Annotated in this window: 14 protein-coding genes; 11 read left to right on the top strand and 3 right to left on the bottom strand. The window is 63.1% G+C overall.

Features of this window, described 5'->3' with window-relative positions:
- Positions 1 to 23 precede the first annotated feature (23 nt).
- A complete protein-coding gene (locus tag QRN70_RS20455; protein ID WP_285419711.1) occupies positions 24 to 2,471 on the top strand; it encodes a penicillin-binding protein 1A in 2,448 nt (815 codons plus the stop codon).
- Between the two features lie 239 nt (positions 2,472 to 2,710).
- On the opposite strand, the gene QRN70_RS20450 is transcribed toward QRN70_RS20455, so the two are convergent.
- The 3 genes from QRN70_RS20450 to rpmE all read right to left on the bottom strand — a co-directional run bounded on the left by QRN70_RS20450 (position 2,711) and on the right by rpmE (position 5,205).
- On the bottom strand, positions 2,711 to 3,979 hold the full coding sequence (locus tag QRN70_RS20450) for a malic enzyme-like NAD(P)-binding protein (protein ID WP_285419710.1): 1,269 nt from the start codon (positions 3,977 to 3,979) through the stop codon (positions 2,711 to 2,713).
- A 183-nt stretch (positions 3,980 to 4,162) separates the two neighbouring features.
- Positions 4,163 to 4,945: a thermonuclease family protein gene (locus QRN70_RS20445; RefSeq protein WP_285419709.1), complete on the bottom strand. Its 783-nt coding sequence runs from the start codon at positions 4,943 to 4,945 to the stop codon at positions 4,163 to 4,165.
- 41 nt (positions 4,946 to 4,986) lie between these two features.
- Positions 4,987 to 5,205 (bottom strand): 50S ribosomal protein L31, encoded by a 219-nt coding sequence (gene rpmE / locus QRN70_RS20440; protein ID WP_115076259.1) that lies wholly within the window; start codon positions 5,203 to 5,205, stop codon positions 4,987 to 4,989.
- Between the two features lie 288 nt (positions 5,206 to 5,493).
- Between rpmE and QRN70_RS20435 the strand changes: the two genes are divergently transcribed.
- The 10 genes from QRN70_RS20435 to QRN70_RS20390 all read left to right on the top strand — a co-directional run bounded on the left by QRN70_RS20435 (position 5,494) and on the right by QRN70_RS20390 (position 18,327).
- On the top strand, positions 5,494 to 7,713 hold the full coding sequence (locus tag QRN70_RS20435; protein ID WP_285419708.1) for a primosomal protein N': 2,220 nt from the start codon (positions 5,494 to 5,496) through the stop codon (positions 7,711 to 7,713).
- Positions 7,714 to 7,925: 212 nt separating this feature from the next.
- Positions 7,926 to 9,662, top strand: coding sequence for an arginine--tRNA ligase (gene argS / locus QRN70_RS20430; protein WP_285419707.1), 1,737 nt, complete (start codon positions 7,926 to 7,928; stop codon positions 9,660 to 9,662).
- A 1-nt stretch (position 9,663) separates the two neighbouring features.
- Positions 9,664 to 10,380, top strand: a complete 717-nt coding sequence (locus tag QRN70_RS20425; protein WP_127648626.1) for an SPOR domain-containing protein — start codon at positions 9,664 to 9,666, stop codon at positions 10,378 to 10,380.
- A 235-nt stretch (positions 10,381 to 10,615) separates the two neighbouring features.
- Entirely contained in the window at positions 10,616 to 11,146 is a 531-nt protein-coding gene (hslV, locus tag QRN70_RS20420) for an ATP-dependent protease subunit HslV (RefSeq protein ID WP_007968352.1), read from the top strand.
- Between the two features lie 55 nt (positions 11,147 to 11,201).
- On the top strand, positions 11,202 to 12,539 hold the full coding sequence (gene hslU / locus QRN70_RS20415) for an ATP-dependent protease ATPase subunit HslU (RefSeq protein WP_285419706.1): 1,338 nt from the start codon (positions 11,202 to 11,204) through the stop codon (positions 12,537 to 12,539).
- A 76-nt stretch (positions 12,540 to 12,615) separates the two neighbouring features.
- Entirely contained in the window at positions 12,616 to 12,987 is a 372-nt protein-coding gene (locus QRN70_RS20410) for a gamma-butyrobetaine hydroxylase family protein (protein WP_285419705.1), read from the top strand.
- A gap of 258 nt (positions 12,988 to 13,245) precedes the next feature.
- Entirely contained in the window at positions 13,246 to 14,925 is a 1,680-nt protein-coding gene (gene phaC / locus QRN70_RS20405; RefSeq protein WP_285419704.1) for a class II poly(R)-hydroxyalkanoic acid synthase, read from the top strand.
- 94 nt (positions 14,926 to 15,019) lie between these two features.
- Positions 15,020 to 15,874, top strand: coding sequence for a poly(3-hydroxyalkanoate) depolymerase (gene phaZ, locus QRN70_RS20400; protein ID WP_285419703.1), 855 nt, complete (start codon positions 15,020 to 15,022; stop codon positions 15,872 to 15,874).
- Positions 15,875 to 15,988: 114 nt separating this feature from the next.
- A complete protein-coding gene (phaC, locus tag QRN70_RS20395) occupies positions 15,989 to 17,671 on the top strand; it encodes a class II poly(R)-hydroxyalkanoic acid synthase (RefSeq protein ID WP_285419702.1) in 1,683 nt (560 codons plus the stop codon).
- Between the two features lie 35 nt (positions 17,672 to 17,706).
- Entirely contained in the window at positions 17,707 to 18,327 is a 621-nt protein-coding gene (locus tag QRN70_RS20390; protein WP_285419701.1) for a TetR/AcrR family transcriptional regulator, read from the top strand.
- Positions 18,328 to 18,491: the final 164 nt, after the last annotated feature.

Genomic DNA, 18,491 nt, shown 5'->3' with positions numbered 1-18,491 from the left:
TTTGCCCTGGATGTCCAAAAGCCTTGATTCGTCTGCTGAAATTTTTCGGTTGGTCCATCGTCGCCGTTTTCTGCGGACTGCTTTTAGGTCTCAGCGGCGCGTTTCTTTACCTTAGTCCGGGTTTGCCGTCTGTGGAGGCGCTGAGAAGCATTCAGTTGCAGATTCCGCTGCGGGTCTACAGCAGCGACAACAAGTTGATCGCAGAATTTGGCGAAATGCGCCGTACTCCGATCCGTTTCGCCGACATTCCGCCCAATTTCATTAATGCGTTACTAAGTGCTGAAGACGACAACTTCGCCAACCACTATGGCGTCGATCCGAGCAGCCTGATGCGCGCCGCGACCCAACTGGTCAAGAGCGGGCACATCCAGTCCGGCGGCAGCACCATCACCATGCAGGTGGCGAAGAACTTCTTCCTCACCAGCGAACGCAGCTTCTCGCGTAAAACCACGGAAATCCTCCTCGCCCTGCAGATCGAGCGGCAGCTGACCAAGGACGAAATCCTCGAGCTGTACGTGAACAAGATCTACCTGGGCAACCGCGCCTACGGCATCGAGGCGGCCGCGCAGGTGTATTACGGCAAGTCGATCCGCGAGGTCAGCCTGGCGCAGATGGCGATGATCGCCGGCCTGCCGAAAGCCCCGTCGCGCTTCAACCCGCTGGCCAACCCGGCGCGCAGCAAGGAGCGCCGCGACTGGATCCTCGGGCGCATGTACAAGCTCGGCAAGATCAGCGAGGCGGACTACACCGCCGCCGTCAACGAACCGCTGAACGCCAGCTACCACGTACCGACTCCGGAAGTGAACGCACCGTACATCGCCGAAATGGCCCGTGCCGAAATGGTCGGGCGCTATGGCAGCGACGCCTATACCGAGGGTTTCCGCGTCACCACCACGGTGCCGAGCAACCTCCAGGAAATGGCCAACACCGCGCTGCATGAAGGCCTGATGACCTACGACCAGCGCCACGGCTACCGTGGCCCCGAGTCGCGCCTGCCGGGCAAGACCCATGAAGCCTGGGCCAGCGAACTGACCAAGCAGCGCACCATCAGCAGCCTTGAACCGGCCATCGTCACCCAGGTCGACAAGAACGGCCTGCAGGTGCTGACCCGCACCGGTGAGGAACATGTGGCGTGGGACACCATGAAGTGGGCGCGACCGTTCCTCAACACCAACAGCATGGGCGCCGCACCGCGCCAGCCGTCGGATGTGGCGCAGGTCGGCGACCTGATACGCGTGCAGCGCCAGGCCAACAACTCACTGAAGTTCAGCCAGATTCCGCAGGCGCAAGGCGCCCTGGTGTCGCTGGATCCGCAGAACGGCGCCATCCGTTCGCTGGTCGGTGGCTTCGCCTTCGAGCAGAGCAATTACAACCGCGCCATGCAGGCCAAGCGCCAGCCGGGCTCGAGCTTCAAGCCGTTCGTCTACAGCGCTGCGCTGGATAACGGCTACACCGCCGCCAGCCTGGTCAACGACGCCCCGATCGTGTTCGTCGACGAGTACCTGGACAAGGTCTGGCGGCCGAAGAACGACACCAACACCTTCCTCGGCCCGATCCGGCTGCGCGAGGCGCTGTACAAGTCGCGCAACCTGGTGTCGATCCGCCTGCTGCAGGCGATGGGCGTCGGCAAGACCATCGACTACATCACCCGTTTCGGCTTCAACAAGCAGGACCTGCCGCCGAACCTGTCGCTGGCCCTGGGCACCGCGACCCTGACGCCGATGGAGATCGCTACCGGCTGGAGTACGTTCGCCAACGGCGGCTACAAGATCACCCCGTACATCATCGACAAGATCGAAAGCCGCAACGGCGATACGCTGTTCGTCGCCAACCCGCCGAGCGTGCCTCAGGGCGGCGCCGCCACCGATGGCATCGCGGCACCGGCGCCGCAGGCCTTTACCGTCAACAACACGCCAGCAGCGGGCGAAGCCCGGGGCAGCGCAGCGGTGCCGCAGGCGCCTGCCGTGGCCGAGCGGATCGTCGATGGTCGTACCACCTACATCCTCAACAGCATGCTGCAGGACGTGATCAAGCTCGGCACCGGTCGACGCGCACTGGCCATGGGCCGCAGCGATATCGCCGGCAAGACCGGTACCACCAACGAATCCAAGGACGCCTGGTTCTCCGGCTACAACGCCGATTACGTGACCACGGTGTGGACCGGTTTCGACCAGCCGGAAAGTCTCGGTCGCCGCGAGTTCGGTGGCACCGTGGCGCTGCCGATCTGGATGAACTACATGTCGGCAGCCCTCAAGGACAAGCCGCCGCACGTTCAGCCCGAGCCGGAAGGCATCCTCAGCCTGCGGGTGGATCCGGTCAGCGGTCGTGCGGCAACGCCAAGCACGCCGGGCGCCTACTTCGAGCTGTTCAAGGCCGAAGACACGCCACCGTCAGTCAACGAGATCGGCAATGGCGCCGTACCGGGCAGCCCGCTGCCGGCGGATGAGCAGGCGCCGATCGATCTGTTCTGATCAAGCCCCAGCCAAAAGCCCCGACTTCACCTGAAGCTCGGGGCTTTTTTATGCCTGTTGATTTTGTGTTGTGTGGGCCGGCCTCTTCGCGGGCAAGCCCGCTCCCACAATCAACCCCCAAGACCTGTGGGAGCGGGCTTACCCGCGAAGAGGTACTGAAGAACACCCCACATCACACAGGCACAAAAAAGCCCCGACTCATGACGAGCCGGGGCTTCTGCTTGAAGCGCTACAACGGCTTAGCCGTTGAACACGTCATCCACGCTTTTCAGCGGGTAGTTCTTCGGATACGGCAGGGTCGCCACACCGGTCTCGATCGCAGCCTTGGCCACGGCGTCGGAGATCAGGGTGATCAGGCGCTTGTCCATTGGCTTCGGAATGATGTACTCACGGCCGAATTCCAGCTTGATGCCGCCGTAGGCGTCGCACACTTCCTGAGGGACCGGCAGTTTGGCCAGTTCACGCAGGGCGTTGGCCGCGGCCACTTTCATTTCTTCGTTGATGCGCTTGGCGCGAACGTCCAGGGCACCACGGAAGATGAACGGGAAGCCCAGTACGTTGTTGACCTGGTTCGGGTAGTCGGAACGACCGGTGGCCATGATCACGTCGCTACGGGTGGCGTGCGCCAGTTCCGGGGAGATTTCCGGGTCCGGGTTGGAGCAGGCGAAGACGATCGGGTTGGCCGCCATCGACAGCAGGCCTTCTGGGCTCAGCAGGTTCGGGCCGGACAGGCCGACGAATACGTCAGCGCCTTGCAGGGCGTCAGCCAGGGTGCGCTTGTCGGTAGCGTGGGCGAACACGGCTTTGTACTGGTTCAGGTCGTCACGACCGGAGTGGATCACGCCGGTACGGTCAACCATGAAGATGTTCTCGATCTTCGCGCCCATGCTCACCAGCAACTTCATGCAGGAGATGGCCGCAGCGCCGGCGCCGAGGCAGACGATCTTGGCTTCCGGCAGGGTCTTGCCGGCGATTTCCAGGGCATTGATCATGCCCGCAGCGGTCACGATCGCGGTGCCGTGCTGGTCATCGTGGAATACCGGAATGTCGCACTGCTCGATCAGAGCGCGTTCGATCTCAAAGCACTCTGGCGCCTTGATGTCTTCCAGGTTGATGCCACCGAAGGTGATGGAGATGCGCTTGACGGTGTCGATGAAGGCTTGCGGGCTTTCCGAATCGACTTCGATGTCGAACACGTCGATGCCGGCGAAGCGCTTGAACAGCACGCCTTTACCTTCCATTACAGGCTTGGAGGCCAGCGGGCCGAGGTTGCCCAGGCCGAGAATCGCGGTGCCATCGGAAATGACTGCAACCAGGTTGCCCTTGCCGGTGTACTTGTAGGCCAGTTCAGGATCGCGGGCGATCTCGCGTACTGGTTCGGCTACGCCGGGGCTGTAGGCCAGCGACAGGTCGCGGGCGGTAGCAGTGGCCTTGGTGAGCTCGACACTCAGCTTCCCTGGACGAGGATTGGCATGATATTCGAGAGCGGCAGTTTTCAGATCAGACATGTGGGCATTCCGCTTTTTACTGTTGGACAGACTGGTCAGCGAGGATACGCGCCTCGCAAAGTCCCCACAAGACTGCCCGGTCACCCCTGTCAAGCGCCCTGCCCTACGACTTTGGGCCAAGAGCCACGGCGCACAAGGGCTGGACTGTTCACAATCGACAGAAAAAATGTCTACAATTTTTATTCAGCGCGCGCGTTGCAGCATCGACGGATCGGTCAGTGGCAATAACCAGCGCGCCTGCGAAGCGTCCAGGCCGCCGCGTCGGGAACGATCGACGATCCAGCCCCGCGCCTCGATTTGCCGGCCTTTGAGCGCTTGCAGACGCTGGCTGTCGAACTGGCCGAGCAGATTGGGCGCAACCCGCAGTACAAGCGAGTCCTGCAATTCGATCCAGATTCCGCCGCGATTGCGTTGAACCTTGCTCACACGCCCACTGACCACAGCGAAACCGGAACGACGGATCTGCTCCGCTTTCAGTACAGGCGAATGCCGCCAGAGGCCTCGCCCGGCCTGCCGCGCACTGCGCTCGGCGGCTTGCTGACAAGCGACGAGATCGACATTCGGCGCCACCGCCACCTGAAAACCGAGGCCGTCGGCCAGCATTTGCGCTTCGAGATTGGCGCCGCCGCTGCTGTAGACATGCGCGAGGGTGCGGCCATAACGATCGCGGGCTTCTCTCCCGGGCACCAGCGCGACACGTCCGCCGCTGTCGGCGACCAGTGCCTCGAGGCGCTGGCGCGCCGCCACTGCGTACGGCTCGTCACTGCGGCCCTGCTTGCCCAGCTCAGGGGTGTTGAGACCGATCATGCGCACACTGCGCCCGTCGCTCAGGCGCAAGGTGTCGCCATCGACCACGCGCTGTACCGCGACGCTGGCGAGTCCGGCGGGCGCCGGACAGAAGGCCTGGGCGGCGGACAGCCAAATCGCGGACACAAAAAAGGCGCCCGCGAGGGACGCCTTTTTCATCAGACCGGAAAAGCCGCTGAGGTTTTCCAGAATGAAGGGCCTTAGGCCTTTTTCGCACCGAAAGCACCGAAACGGTCGGCGAAGCGCTGAACGCGGCCGCCGGTGTCCAGAGTCTTCTGCTTACCGGTGTAGAACGGGTGGCATTCGTTGCAAACGTCGATCGCCAGGGCTTTGCCGAAGGTCGAACGGGTTTCGAACTTGTTGCCGCAGCTGCAAGTTACGGCAACTTCTGGGTAATTCGGGTGGATATCAGCTTTCATGATGTCTTCCTCAGCTAGCGTGCCGCCACCCAACACGATTGTTGAATACCGCACGTAATTAGGCCGCGGATTCTACCAGACAATGTCAATCGCGCAAGCTGTCCCTTAGACCGACCGTCTGCTAGGCTCCCGGCCCATTGCGCTGTCCCTGTGGGAGCGAGCCTGCTCGCGAAGACGAATTATCAGCCGCCATATCAGCCGCCTGACACACCGCTTTCGCGAGCAGGCTCGCTCCCACAGGTTATGTACGCAGTCCTTTTAATCGCCTGCTGATCGAGATCCCCCCGCGTGCCCGACGCCATTCTGCGCCTCGCCCTGCCTTCGCCCCTGCGCCGCCTGTTCGACTACCGGGCCCCGGCCGGCGTGCTGCGCGCCCAGTTGCAGCCGGGCATGCGCCTGCGGGTGCCGTTCGGTCGACGCGAGATGATCGGGGTGCTGGTGGAAGTCAGCGACACCAGCGAAGTGCCGGTGGAAAAGCTCAAGCCCGCGCTGGCCCTGCTCGACGAGACCTCGCCGCTGCCGCCGGCGCTGTTCAAGCTGTGCCTGTGGACGTCGCAGTATTACCAGCACAGCCTCGGCGACACCCTGAGCTGGGCGCTGCCGGTGCTGTTGCGCCAGGGCGAACCGGCCGAGGCCCGCCAGGAACGCTTCTGGTCGGTGGCGCCCGGCGCCAGCCTCGAGGATCCGCGCATCGCCCGTGCCCCGCGCCAGCGCGAAGCCCTGGCGACGCTGGCCCAGCACCCCCACGGCGTGGCTCACCAGTTGCTGAGCAAACTGATGCTGAGCAAGGACAGTCTCGACCTGTTGCTGGCCAAGGCGCTGGTGCAGGTCGAAGTGCGCCGCCATGCCCCCGGCGCCCGCCACGAACACTGGCTGGCGCAGCCGGAGCTGCCGCTCAACAGCGAACAACGCGCGGCCTATGAAGCGATCCGCGCCGGGTTCGACAGCTATCACGCCTTCCTGCTGGCCGGTGTCACCGGCAGCGGCAAGACTGAAGTCTATCTGCAGCTGATCCGCGAAACCCTCGAGGCCGGCAAGCAGGCACTGGTGCTGATCCCGGAGATCAACCTCGGCCCGCAGACCCTGGCGCGCTTCGAGCAGCGTTTCAATGCGCGCATCGCCCTGCTGCACTCGGCGGTCAACGACCGCGAGCGCCTCGATGCCTGGCTCGCCGCCCGCGACGGCGAAGCCGACATTATTATCGGCACCCGTTCGGCGCTGTTCACGCCGATGAAAAATCCCGGGCTGATCATCATCGACGAAGAGCACGATGGCTCCTATAAACAGCAGGAAGGCCTGCGTTACCACGCCCGCGACCTGGCCCTGGTGCGGGCGCGGCAGGAAAACGTGCCGATCGTCCTCGGCTCCGCCACGCCGTCGCTGGAAAGCCTGCACAACGCCTACACCGGCCGCTATGGCCTGCTGCGCCTCAACGAACGGGCCGGCGGCGCCAAGCAGCCACGTTTCCTGCGCCTGGACGTGAAAAGCCGTCCACTGGACAGCGGCATTTCCGGGCCGATGCAACAAGCCATCGGCCAGACCCTCGCGGCCGGCCAGCAGGTGCTGGTCTTCCTCAACCGCCGGGGTTTCGCGCCGACTCTGTTGTGCCACGATTGCGGCTGGATGTCCGAGTGCCAGCGCTGCGACGCGCGGATGACCGTGCACCAGCGCTATGGCGAACTGCGCTGCCACCACTGTGGCTACGTCGAACGCACGCCGCGCCAGTGCCCCAAATGCAACAAGGTCGACCTGCGCCCGGTGGGTGCTGGCACCGAGCGCGCCGAGGAGCGCCTGGCGATCCTCTTCCCGGATTACCCGGTGCTGCGGGTCGACCGCGACAGCACGTCGCGCAAGGACGCGATGAACCAGCTGTTCGCCACGATCCAGAAGGGGCAACCGTGCATTCTGGTCGGTACGCAGATGCTGGCCAAGGGTCACCACTTCCCGCGGGTCACACTGGTGTCGATCCTCGATGCCGACGGCGGGCTGTTCTCCGGCGACTTCCGTGCCAGCGAACGCATGGCGCAACTGATCGTCCAGGTCGCCGGACGCGCCGGGCGGGCGGAGGAGCCGGGCAAAGTGATCATCCAGACCCACCTCGCCGATCATCCGTTACTGGTGCAATTGACCGAGCAGGGCTATTTCGCTTTCGCCGAACAGGCTCTGAGCGAGCGGCGTGCTGCCGGTTTGCCGCCGTTTGCCCATTTGGCGCTGCTGCGCGCGGAAGCGCACAAGCCGGGGCAGGCCGAAGGTTTCCTCGATGAGGCGTGCAGCGAGGCCGAGCGCCTGCTGGCCGAACAGAACCTCAGCGGTATCGAGTTGTTGGGCCCCGTGCCAGCGCCGATGGAGCGCCGCGCCGGGCGCTATCGCGCGCAGTTGTTGCTGCAGGCCACAGCACGGGCGCCGCTGCATCGATTGCTCGCCAGCTGGTTGCTGGTGCTGGAACAGATGCCGAGCGGGCGGGCGGTGCGCTGGTCGCTGGATGTCGACCCTGTGGATTTGTATTGATTGATCGATTGCTATCGCTGGCAAGCCAGCTCCCACAGGGAAATTGCGTCGCTCTTGTGGGAACTGGCTTGCCAGCGATGACTGAGGAATTGTCACCACACATCCACATCCTGTTTGCTAAGGTTGGCAAGCCCGTCTTCGCAACGGATAATGCCCAGTTTTTCCACCCGCGCACCGATGCGCCGCCGCGCTTGCGGTCGAAAGAGAAGACCATGAAAGACACCATTCGCCAGCTGATCCAACAAGCCCTCACCCAACTCGTCAACGAAGGTGTGTTGCCTGAAGGCCTGTCGCCGGCGATCCAGGTGGAAAACGCCCGTGACAAGACCCACGGCGACTTCGCCAGCAACATCGCGATGATGCTGGCCAAGCCTGCGGGCATGAAGCCGCGCGACCTGGCGGAAAAACTCATCGCCGCGCTGCCGGCCGACGAGAACGTCAGCAAGGCCGAAATCGCCGGCCCGGGCTTCATCAACTTCTTCCAGAACACCCAGGCCCTGGCCAACCGCCTCGACGCCGCGCTGGCCGACGCTCACGTCGGCGTGCGCAAGGCCGGCCCGGCGCAGCGCACCGTGGTTGACCTGTCGGCACCGAACCTGGCCAAAGAGATGCACGTCGGCCACCTGCGCTCGACCATCATCGGCGACGGCGTGGCCCGTGTTCTCGAGTTCCTTGGCGACGAAGTGATCCGCCAGAACCACGTGGGCGACTGGGGTACCCAGTTCGGCATGCTGATGGCCTACCTGCAGGAAAACCCGATCACCAGCGACGAGCTGTCGGACCTGGAAAACTTCTACCGTGCCGCCAAGCAGCGTTTCGACGAATCCCCGGAGTTCGCCGACCGCGCCCGTGGCCTGGTGGTCAAGCTGCAGGCCGGCGATGCCGAGTGCCTGGCGCTGTGGACGCGCTTCAAGGACATCTCGCTGTCGCACTGCCAGAAGATCTACGAACTGCTCAACGTCAAACTGACCATGGCCGACGTGATGGGCGAAAGCGCCTACAACGACGACCTGATCAACGTGGTCAACGACCTCAAGGCAGCGGGCCTGCTGGTCGAGAGCAACGGCGCCCAGTGCGTGTTCCTCGACGAGTTCAAGAACGCTGACGGCGAGCCGCTGCCGGTGATCATCGTCAAGGCCGACGGCGGCTATCTGTACGCCACTACCGACCTGGCGGCCGTGCGTTACCGCAGCGGCAAGCTCAAGGCTGACCGCGCGCTGTATTTCGTCGACCAGCGCCAGGCCCTGCACTTCCAGCAAGTGTTCGCGGTGGCACGCAAGGCCGGGTTCGTCACCCATCCGATGGAGATGGAGCACATGGGTTTCGGCACCATGAATGGCGCCGATGGCCGTCCGTTCAAGACCCGTGATGGCGGCACCGTCAAGCTGATCGACCTGCTGACCGAAGCGCAGGAACGCGCCTACGCATTGGTAAAAGAGAAAAACCCGACACTGGCCGAAGACGAACTGCGCAACATCGCCAGGGTCGTCGGCATCGGTGCGGTGAAATACGCCGACCTGTCCAAGCACCGCACCAGCGACTACAGCTTCAACTTCGACCTGATGCTGAACTTCGAAGGCAACACCGCGCCGTACCTGCTGTACGCCTATACCCGCGTGGCCGGCGTGTTTCGCAAGCTGGGCAAGGACTTCAGCGAAGTCGACGGCCAGATCGTGCTGGAAGCCGCCCATGAGCAAGAGCTGGCCGCCAAACTGGCGCAGTTCGGCGAAGTGCTGAACAGCGTCGCGGAAAAAGGCACGCCGCACATCCTCTGCACTTACCTGTACGACGTTGCCGGCCTGTTCTCCAGCTTCTACGAGAACTGCCCGATCCTCGCCGCCGACACCCCGGCGCAAATGCAGAGCCGCCTGCGCCTTGCCGCGCTGACCGGCCGTACCCTCAAGCAAGGCCTGGAGCTGTTGGGCCTGGAAACCCTGGAGCGCATGTAAGTTGGCTGCCAAGAAAAAACCTGCACCCAAGCGTGGCGCCAGCCGTTACCAAGCTCCTGCAAAGCAACCGATCCCGGGTTGGTTGTGGATGGCCATCGGCCTGACGGTCGGTGCATTCATCGTGTTCCTGATGAAACTGGAACCCGGCAAGGGCAGCGACACGGTCAAGCGCGAGAAGGTCGAGCAGGCGCAGCAGCAGAAAGCGTCGAAGATCGCCGAGGCCAACAAGACCCCGCCGAGCCCGACGCAACCGGTGAAGCCGAAGTACGACTTCTACACCCTGCTGCCGGAGTCGGAGGTGATCGTGCCGCCGGATGCCGTGCCGGAGAAGACCCTGCCGACGCCGCAGGTGCCGAACATCCCGACCACGCCAGTGACCCCGGCGGAAGCGGCGAAGATCGACACCGCGCGCGCCCAGGCGGCCCTGGCCGGGATCACCCCGCCGCCCGCGCCACCGGTGAGCAAGGCCGCGCCGGTGACCAAGTTCTTCCTGCAGGCCGGTTCGTTCCGCAAGGAGGCCGATGCCGACAAGGTTCGGGCGCAGATCATTCTGCTCGGCCAGGCCGTTTCGGTGGAGTCGGGTACGGTCAAGGATGAGACCTGGTACCGCGTGCTGGTCGGCCCGTTCAGCAACCGTGAACAGCTGACCACCGCCCAGAAACAACTGGCCGGCAGCGGTTTCAGCAATCTGCTGTTACAACAACGCCAGAGCCGCTGATTCCGTCAGTGGCATCCGCGTCATCGTTCATTCGCGAGCAGGCTCGCTCCCACAGGAATCACGCAGTCCCTGTGGGAGCGAGCCTGCTCGCGAAGGCGTCATGACCAGCCCAACATAATTCTGGTCTGCCCTCTGCCGTTCGTCCCCCTGCGCCCTCCCCGGTTGAAATCCTCTCCACCACCCCCATATGAATGGGCAGAAGGCATTTTCGCCCCGCAGCGTGGAGACTCTCCCCTTGACCACCATCGTTTCAGTCCGCCGCCACGGCAAAGTCGTCATGGGCGGCGACGGCCAGGTTTCCCTCGGCAACACCGTGATGAAAGGCAACGCGAAGAAAGTGCGTCGCCTGTACCACGGCCAGGTCATCGCCGGTTTTGCCGGTGCCACCGCTGATGCCTTTACCCTGTTCGAACGTTTCGAAGGCCAGCTGGAAAAACACCAGGGCCACTTGATCCGTGCCGCCGTCGAACTCGCCAAAGAGTGGCGCACCGACCGTTCCCTGAGCCGCCTCGAAGCCATGCTCGCGGTCGCCAACAAGGACGCCTCGCTGATCATCACCGGCAACGGTGACGTGGTCGAACCCGAAGACGGCCTGATCGCCATGGGTTCCGGCGGCGCCTACGCGCAGGCCGCTGCCAGCGCGCTGCTGAAAAAGACCGACCTGTCGGCCCGTGAAATCGTCGAGACCGCTCTCGGCATCGCCGGCGATATCTGTGTATTCACCAACCACACCCAGACCATTGAGGAGCAGGATCTCGCTGAATAAGCCTGACGCGGCCTAAGTGCCACGGCTTGTTTCTGCTTGAGGACCGTCAATTATTATGTCCATGACTCCCCGCGAAATCGTCCACGAACTCAACCGCCATATCATCGGCCAGGACGATGCCAAGCGCGCCGTCGCAATTGCCCTGCGCAACCGCTGGCGCCGCATGCAGCTGCCTGAAGAGCTGCGCGTTGAAGTGACCCCGAAGAACATCCTGATGATCGGTCCGACCGGCGTCGGCAAGACCGAGATCGCCCGTCGCCTGGCGAAACTGGCCAACGCCCCGTTCATCAAGGTCGAAGCGACCAAGTTCACCGAAGTCGGCTACGTCGGCCGTGACGTCGAGTCGATCATCCGTGACCTGGCCGACGCCGCGATCAAGATGCTCCGCGAGCAGGAAATGACCCGCGTGCGTCACCGCGCCGAAGACGCCGCCGAGGACCGTATCCTCGACGCCCTGCTGCCACCGGCGCGCATGGGCTTCAGCAATGAAGAGGCGCCGAGCCAGGATTCCAACACGCGCCAGCTGTTCCGCAAGCGCCTGCGCGAAGGCCAGCTGGACGACAAGGAAATCGAGATCGAAGTGGCCGAAATGGCCGGCATCGAGATTGCCACGCCGCCCGGCATGGAAGAGATGACCAACCAGCTGCAGAGCCTGTTCGCCAACATGGGCAAGGGCAAGAAGAAGGCGCGCAAGCTCAAGGTCAAGGAAGCGCTGAAACTGGTGCGCGATGAAGAAGCCGGGCGCCTGGTCAACGAAGAAGAATTGAAGGCCAAGGCCCTGGAAGCCGTCGAGCAGCATGGCATCGTGTTCATCGACGAAATCGACAAGGTCGCCAAGCGCGGCAATGTCGGCGGCGCCGATGTCTCCCGCGAGGGTGTGCAGCGCGACCTGTTGCCGCTGATCGAGGGCTGCACGGTCAACACCAAGCTGGGCATGGTCAAGACCGACCACATCCTGTTCATCGCCTCCGGTGCATTCCACCTGAGCAAGCCGAGCGATCTGGTCCCTGAGCTGCAGGGTCGTCTGCCGATCCGCGTCGAGCTCAAGGCGCTGAGCCCGGAAGACTTCGAGCGCATCCTCAGCGAGCCGCACGCCTCGCTGACCGAGCAATACTGCGCGCTGCTGAAAACCGAAGGCTTGAACATCCAGTTCCAGCCCGAAGGCATCAAGCGCCTGGCGGAGATCGCCTGGCAGGTCAACGAGAAAACCGAGAACATCGGTGCCCGTCGCCTGCACACGCTGCTCGAGCGCCTGCTGGAAGAGGTGTCATTCAGTGCCGGCGACCTCGCCAGCGCCCATGACGACAAGGCGATCCTGATCGACGCCGCCTACGTCAACAGCCACCTCGGCGAACTGGCGCAGAACGAAGACCTGTCCCGCTACATTCTGTAGTGCGGCAAGCTGCAAGCTGCGAGCGGCAAGCTGAGTTAAGCTTGCCGCTTGTAGCTCGCAGCTGAAGGCTTTTCCTATGATTCCCACCGACATCAAACTGCACAAAGCCTCGAAGACCCTGACACTCAAATACGCGTCCGGCGAGGAATACACCCTGCCTGCGGAATTCCTCCGCGTGCACTCCCCCTCCGCCGAGGTCCAGGGCCACGGCAAACCGATCCTGCAATTCGGCAAACTGAATGTCGGCCTGAGCAAGCTGGAACCGGCCGGTCAGTACGCACTGAAATTGACCTTCGACGACGGCCACGACAGCGGGCTGTTCACCTGGGAATATCTCTACGAGCTGGGGCGACGTCATGACGCACTCTGGGCCGATTATCTCGCCGAGCTCAAAGCCGCCGGCAAAACCCGCGATCCGGATCAGTCCATCGTCAAGCTGATGCTCTAGCCCGAGCCTCGCGCTCTTTAGAGGGCATTTTCTAAATTCATCTGTTTGAATGCTCCGCGGTGTGGCCGAGGATCGGCCTGCTTGCGAAAAAAATTAAACTCGGGTAACCAATGGAGCTGGCAAGTTCCCTGCAGTGCTCTACGACTGTAAAGCAGCTATGCAGAATCAACGGTCACCCGAGCAGTAGTACCTGGCATTGGCTGTGGAACTGCACAGCACCAAACCGGGTACTCGTCTCAGGACAATGGAGCGTCGTAGATGAGTAACAAGAATAACGATGACCTGAAGTACCAAGCCTCGGAAAACACCCTGGGGCTTAATCCCGTCGTTGGGCTACGCGGAAAGGATCTGCTGGCCTCTGCTCGTATGGTGCTGACCCAGGCCATCAAACAACCCATCCATAGCGTCAAGCACGTCACCCACTTCGGCCTCGAACTGAAGAACGTGCTGTTCGGCAAATCGCAGCTGCAACCGGCTGGCGATGACCGTCGTTTCGTTGATCCGGCGTGGAGCCAGAACCCGCTCTACAAACGTTACCTGCAAACCTATCTGGCCTGGCGCAAGGAACTGCATGCCTGGATCGACGACAGCAGCCTCTCGCCCAAGGACATCGCCCGCGGGCATTTCGTGATCAACCTGATGACCGAAGCCATGGCCCCGACCAACACGGCGGCCAACCCGGCGGCGGTCAAGCGTTTCTTCGAGACGGGCGGCAAGAGCCTGCTCGACGGCCTCTCGCACCTGGCCAAGGATCTGGTGCACAACGGCGGCATGCCGAGCCAGGTCAACATGGGCGCGTTCGAGGTCGGCAAGAGCCTCGGCGTGACCGAAGGCGCGGTGGTGTTTCGCAACGACGTGCTGGAGCTGATCCAGTACAAGCCGATCACCGAGCAAGTCCACGAGCGCCCGCTGCTGGTGGTGCCGCCGCAGATCAACAAGTTCTATGTATTCGACCTGAGCCCGGACAAGAGCCTGGCGCGCTTCTGCCTGCGCAACAACGTGCAGACCTTCATCGTCAGCTGGCGCAACCCGACCAAGGAGCAGCGCGAGTGGGGCCTGTCGACCTACATCGAGGCGCTGAAGGAAGCGGTCGACGTGGTCACCGCGATCACCGGCAGCAAGGACATCAACATGCTCGGCGCCTGCTCCGGCGGCATCACCTGCACCGCCCTGCTCGGCCATTACGCGGCGATCGGCGAGAACAAGGTGAATGCCCTGACCCTGCTGGTCAGCGTGCTCGATACCACTCTCGACAGCGATGTTGCCCTGTTCGTCGACGAACAGACCCTGGAGACCGCCAAGCGCCACTCGTACCAGGCCGGCGTGCTCGAAGGCAAGGACATGGCCAAGGTGTTCGCGTGGATGCGCCCGAACGACCTGATCTGGAACTACTGGGTCAACAACTACCTGCTCGGCAACGAGCCGCCGGTGTTCGACATCCTGTTCTGGAACAACGACACCACGCGCTTGCCGGCCGCATTCCACGGCGACCTGATCGAGATGTTCAAAAACAATCCGCTGATCCGCCCCAATGCACTGGAAGTGTGCGGCACGCCGATCGATCTCAAGCAGGTTCAGGCCGACATCTTCTCGCTGGCCGGGACCAACGACCACATCACACCGTGGAAGTCCTGCTACAAGTCGGCGCAGCTGTTCGGCGGCAACGTCGAATTCGTGCTGTCGAGCAGCGGCCATATCCAAAGCATCCTGAACCCGCCGGGCAATCCGAAATCGCGCTACATGACCAGCACCGAAATGACCGCCAACGCAGAGGACTGGCAGGAGAACTCGACCAAGCACGCCGACTCCTGGTGGCTGCACTGGCAGGCCTGGCAGGCGGCACGCTCCGGCGAACTGAAAAAGGCGCCGACGAAACTCGGCAACAAGGCGTATCCGGCGGGCGAGGCATCGCCGGGCACCTATGTACATGAAAGATAGCGGCAAGCCACGAGCGACAAACCGCAAGCACAGCAGTCTCTGCGCGCAGCTCGCGGCTTGTCGCTGCTCCACTACAACCCGAAGGGCCTGAAGCATGCCGCAACCGTTCATATTCCGTACCGTCGAGCTGGATGGGCAGACCCTCCGCACGGCGGTCCGCCCCGGCAAGCCTCATTTGACGCCCTTGCTGATCTTCAACGGCATCGGCGCCAACCTGGAGCTGGTGTTTCCGTTTGTCGCGGCGCTGGACCCGGATCTGGAAGTGATCGCCTTCGACGTGCCAGGTGTCGGCGGTTCCTCGACGCCGAGCCGGCCCTATCGCTTCCCCGGCCTGGCCAAGCTCACCGCGCGCATGCTCGATTACCTCGACTACGGTCAGGTCAACGTGATCGGTGTGTCCTGGGGCGGCGCACTGGCGCAGCAGTTCGCCTACGACTACCCCGAGCGCTGCAAGAAACTGGTGCTGGCCGCCACGGCGGCGGGCGCGGTGATGCTGCCGGGCAAGCCAAAGGTGCTGTGGATGATGGCCAGCCCGCGGCGCTACATCCAGCCGTCCCACGTCATTCGCATCGCCCCGATGATCTACGGCGGCTCGTTTCGCCGCGACCCGACCCTGGCCGCCAGCCATGCGGCCAAGGTGCGTTCGGCGGGCAAGCTGGGGTACTACTGGCAGCTGTTCGCCGGCCTGGGCTGGACCAGCATTCACTGGCTGCACAAGATCCACCAGCCGACCCTGGTACTGGCCGGCGACGACGATCCGCTGATCCCGCTGATCAACATGCGCATGCTCGCCTGGCGGATTCCCAACGCGCAGCTGCACATCATCGACGACGGGCACCTGTTCCTGATTACCCGGGCCGAGGCGGTCGCGCCGATCATCATGAAATTCCTCGAGGAGGAACGTCTGCGAGCGGTGATGCACCCGCATCCGACACCACTGGGCGGATAACCGGCCCAGTGTCGCGCAGCAGGACGCTGCGCCGCGCAACAACCGGCAACAGCGTCTATGGTGTTCTGGTTCGGTGTGTTTGTTTTTGGCCTGAAGACGAAGGAGTGTTGAGTCATGCGCGACAAACCTGCGACGGGCGTAGTGCCCAGTCCCGCCGTGTTCATCAATGCACAGAGTGCAATGACCGGCCTGCGTGGCCGTGACCTGATCTCGACCCTGCGCAGCGTGGCAGCCCATGGCCTGCGCAACCCGATCCACAGTGCCCGGCATGCCTTGAAGCTCGGTGGCCAGCTCGGGCGGGTGCTGCTCGGCGAAACCCTGCACCCGACCAATCCCCAGGACAGCCGCTTCGCCGACCCGGCCTGGAGCCTCAATCCGTTTTACCGGCGCAGCCTGCAGGCCTACCTGAGCTGGCAGAAACAGGTCAAAAGCTGGATCGACGACAGCAACATGAGCGAGGACGACCGCGCCCGCGCGCACTTCGCCTTCACCTTGCTCAACGACGCCGTGGCACCGTCCAACACCCTGCTCAACCCGCTGGCAGTCAAGGAGCTGTTCAACTCCGGCGGGCACAGCCTGGTCCGCGGGCTGAGTCATCTGGTCGATGATCTGCTGCACAACGATGGCCTGCCACGCCAGGTGACCAGGCAGGCGTTCGAAGTCGGCAAGACCGTCGCCACTACCAGCGGCTCGGTGGTGTTCCGCAACGACATGCTCGAACTGATCCAGTACAAGCCGATGAGCGAAAAGCAGTACGCCAAGCCGCTGCTGGTGGTGCCGCCGCAAATCAACAAGTACTACATTTTCGACCTCAGCCCGAGCAACAGCTTCGTCCAGTTCGCCCTCAAGAACGGCCTGCAGACGTTCATGATCAGCTGGCGCAACCCGGATGTGCGCCATCGCGAATGGGGCCTGTCGACCTACGTCGAAGCCGTGGAAGAGGCGCTGAACATCTGCCGGGCGATCACCGGCGCGCGCGAAGTGAACCTGATGGGCGCCTGCGCCGGCGGCCTGACCATCGCCGCGCTGCAGGGCCATTTGCAGGCCAAGCGGCAATTGCGCCGGGTCTCCAGCGCCACCTACCTGGTCAGCCTGCTCGACAGCCAGATGGATACCCCGGCCACGCTGTTCGCCGATGAGCAGACCATCGAGGCGGCCAAGCGCCGCTCCTACCAGAAGGGGGTGCTCGACGGGCGCGACATGGCCAAGGTCTTCGCCTGGATGCGGCCCAACGATCTGATCTGGAGCTATTTCGTCAACAATTACCTGCTGGGCAAGGAGCCGCCGGCGTTCGACATCCTCTACTGGAACAACGACAGCACGCGCCTGCCCGCCGCGCTGCACGGCGATCTGCTGGACTTCTTCAAGCACAACCCGCTGACCCACCCGGGCGGCCTGGAGGTCTGCGGTACGCCGATCGACCTGCAGAAGGTCACGGTCGACAGCTTCAGCGTGGCCGGCATGAACGACCACATCACGCCGTGGGATGCGGTGTACCGCTCGACCCTGCTGCTGGGTGGCGAGCGGCGTTTCGTGCTGTCCAACAGCGGCCACGTGCAAAGCATCCTCAACCCGCCGGGCAACCCGAAAGCCAACTTCGTCGAGAACGGCAAGCTGAGCAGCGACCCACGCGCCTGGTACTACGATGCCAAACGCGTCGACGGCAGCTGGTGGCCGCAATGGCTGGAGTGGATCCAGCAACGCTCCGGCGCCCTGCGCGAAACCCAGATGACCCTCGGCAACCCCAACTATCCACCGATGGAGGCGGCACCCGGCACCTACGTGCATGTGCGCTGACGTTGCACCTGACTCCAACCCTTTAAGAAGACTGGATGAAAACCCGCGACCGGATCCTCGAATGTGCCCTGCAACTGTTCAACGAAAAGGGCGAGCCGAACGTTTCAACCATGGAAGTTGCCAATGAAATGGGGATCAGCCCGGGCAACCTCTACTACCACTTTCACGGCAAGGAACCGCTGATCCTCGGCCTGTTCGAGCGCTTCCAGAATGAACTGGCACCGCTGCTCGACCCGCCCGCCGATGTCGAACTGGCACCGGAGGATTACTGGCTGTTCCTGCACCTGATCGTCGAGCGCCTGGCGCAGTATCGGTTTCTGTTCCAGGACCTGTCGAACCTCGCCGGACGCCTGCCGAAACTGGCCAAGGGCATCCGCCTGCTGCTCAACGCACTCAAGCGCACGCTGGCGTCATTGCTGGCGCGCCTGAAGGCGGCAGGGCAACTGGTCAGCGACACCCAGGCGCTGGGACAACTGGTCGAGCAGATCACCTTGACCCTGCTGTTCTCGCTGGACTATCAGCGGATTCTCGATCGCGAGGGCGAAGTGCGGCTGGTGGTGTACCAGATCATGATGCTGGTGGCGCCGCACCTGCTGCCGCCGGTGAAGGTGGCGACGGAGCGGATGGCCCTGCAATACCTTGAAGACCACGACTGAGCCACATCTTTCTGCCTGACCAACCCCAATGTGGGAGCGAGCCTGCTCGCGAATGCAACCTGTCAGTTGATGTCCATGTAGCTGATACAGCGCTTTCGCGAGCAGGCTCGCTCCCACAGGGATCTACAGTGGTTTGGGGAATGCGTGCACCCACAAAAACGCCC

It is taken from the genome of Pseudomonas sp. efr-133-TYG-5, assembly GCF_030209175.1.
Taxonomy (GTDB): Bacteria; Pseudomonadota; Gammaproteobacteria; order Pseudomonadales; family Pseudomonadaceae; genus Aquipseudomonas.
This window is presented reverse-complemented; position numbering and strand designations above follow the sequence as displayed.

Bases quoted from the DNA above. Each gene is read 5' to 3' on its own strand.
- QRN70_RS20450 (WP_285419710.1), bottom strand. From the start codon at position 3,979: ATGTCTGATCTGAAAACTGCCGCTCTCGAATATCATGCCAATCCTCGT.
- QRN70_RS20445 (WP_285419709.1), bottom strand. From the start codon at position 4,945: ATGAAAAAGGCGTCCCTCGCGGGCGCCTTTTTTGTGTCCGCGATTTGG.
- rpmE (WP_115076259.1), bottom strand. From the start codon at position 5,205: ATGAAAGCTGATATCCACCCGAATTACCCAGAAGTTGCCGTAACTTGC.
- argS (WP_285419707.1), top strand. From the start codon at position 7,926: ATGAAAGACACCATTCGCCAGCTGATCCAACAAGCCCTCACCCAACTC.
- hslU (WP_285419706.1), top strand. From the start codon at position 11,202: ATGTCCATGACTCCCCGCGAAATCGTCCACGAACTCAACCGCCATATC.
- QRN70_RS20410 (WP_285419705.1), top strand. From the start codon at position 12,616: ATGATTCCCACCGACATCAAACTGCACAAAGCCTCGAAGACCCTGACA.
- phaC (WP_285419704.1), top strand. From the start codon at position 13,246: ATGAGTAACAAGAATAACGATGACCTGAAGTACCAAGCCTCGGAAAAC.
- phaZ (WP_285419703.1), top strand. From the start codon at position 15,020: ATGCCGCAACCGTTCATATTCCGTACCGTCGAGCTGGATGGGCAGACC.
- phaC (WP_285419702.1), top strand. From the start codon at position 15,989: ATGCGCGACAAACCTGCGACGGGCGTAGTGCCCAGTCCCGCCGTGTTC.
- QRN70_RS20390 (WP_285419701.1), top strand. From the start codon at position 17,707: ATGAAAACCCGCGACCGGATCCTCGAATGTGCCCTGCAACTGTTCAAC.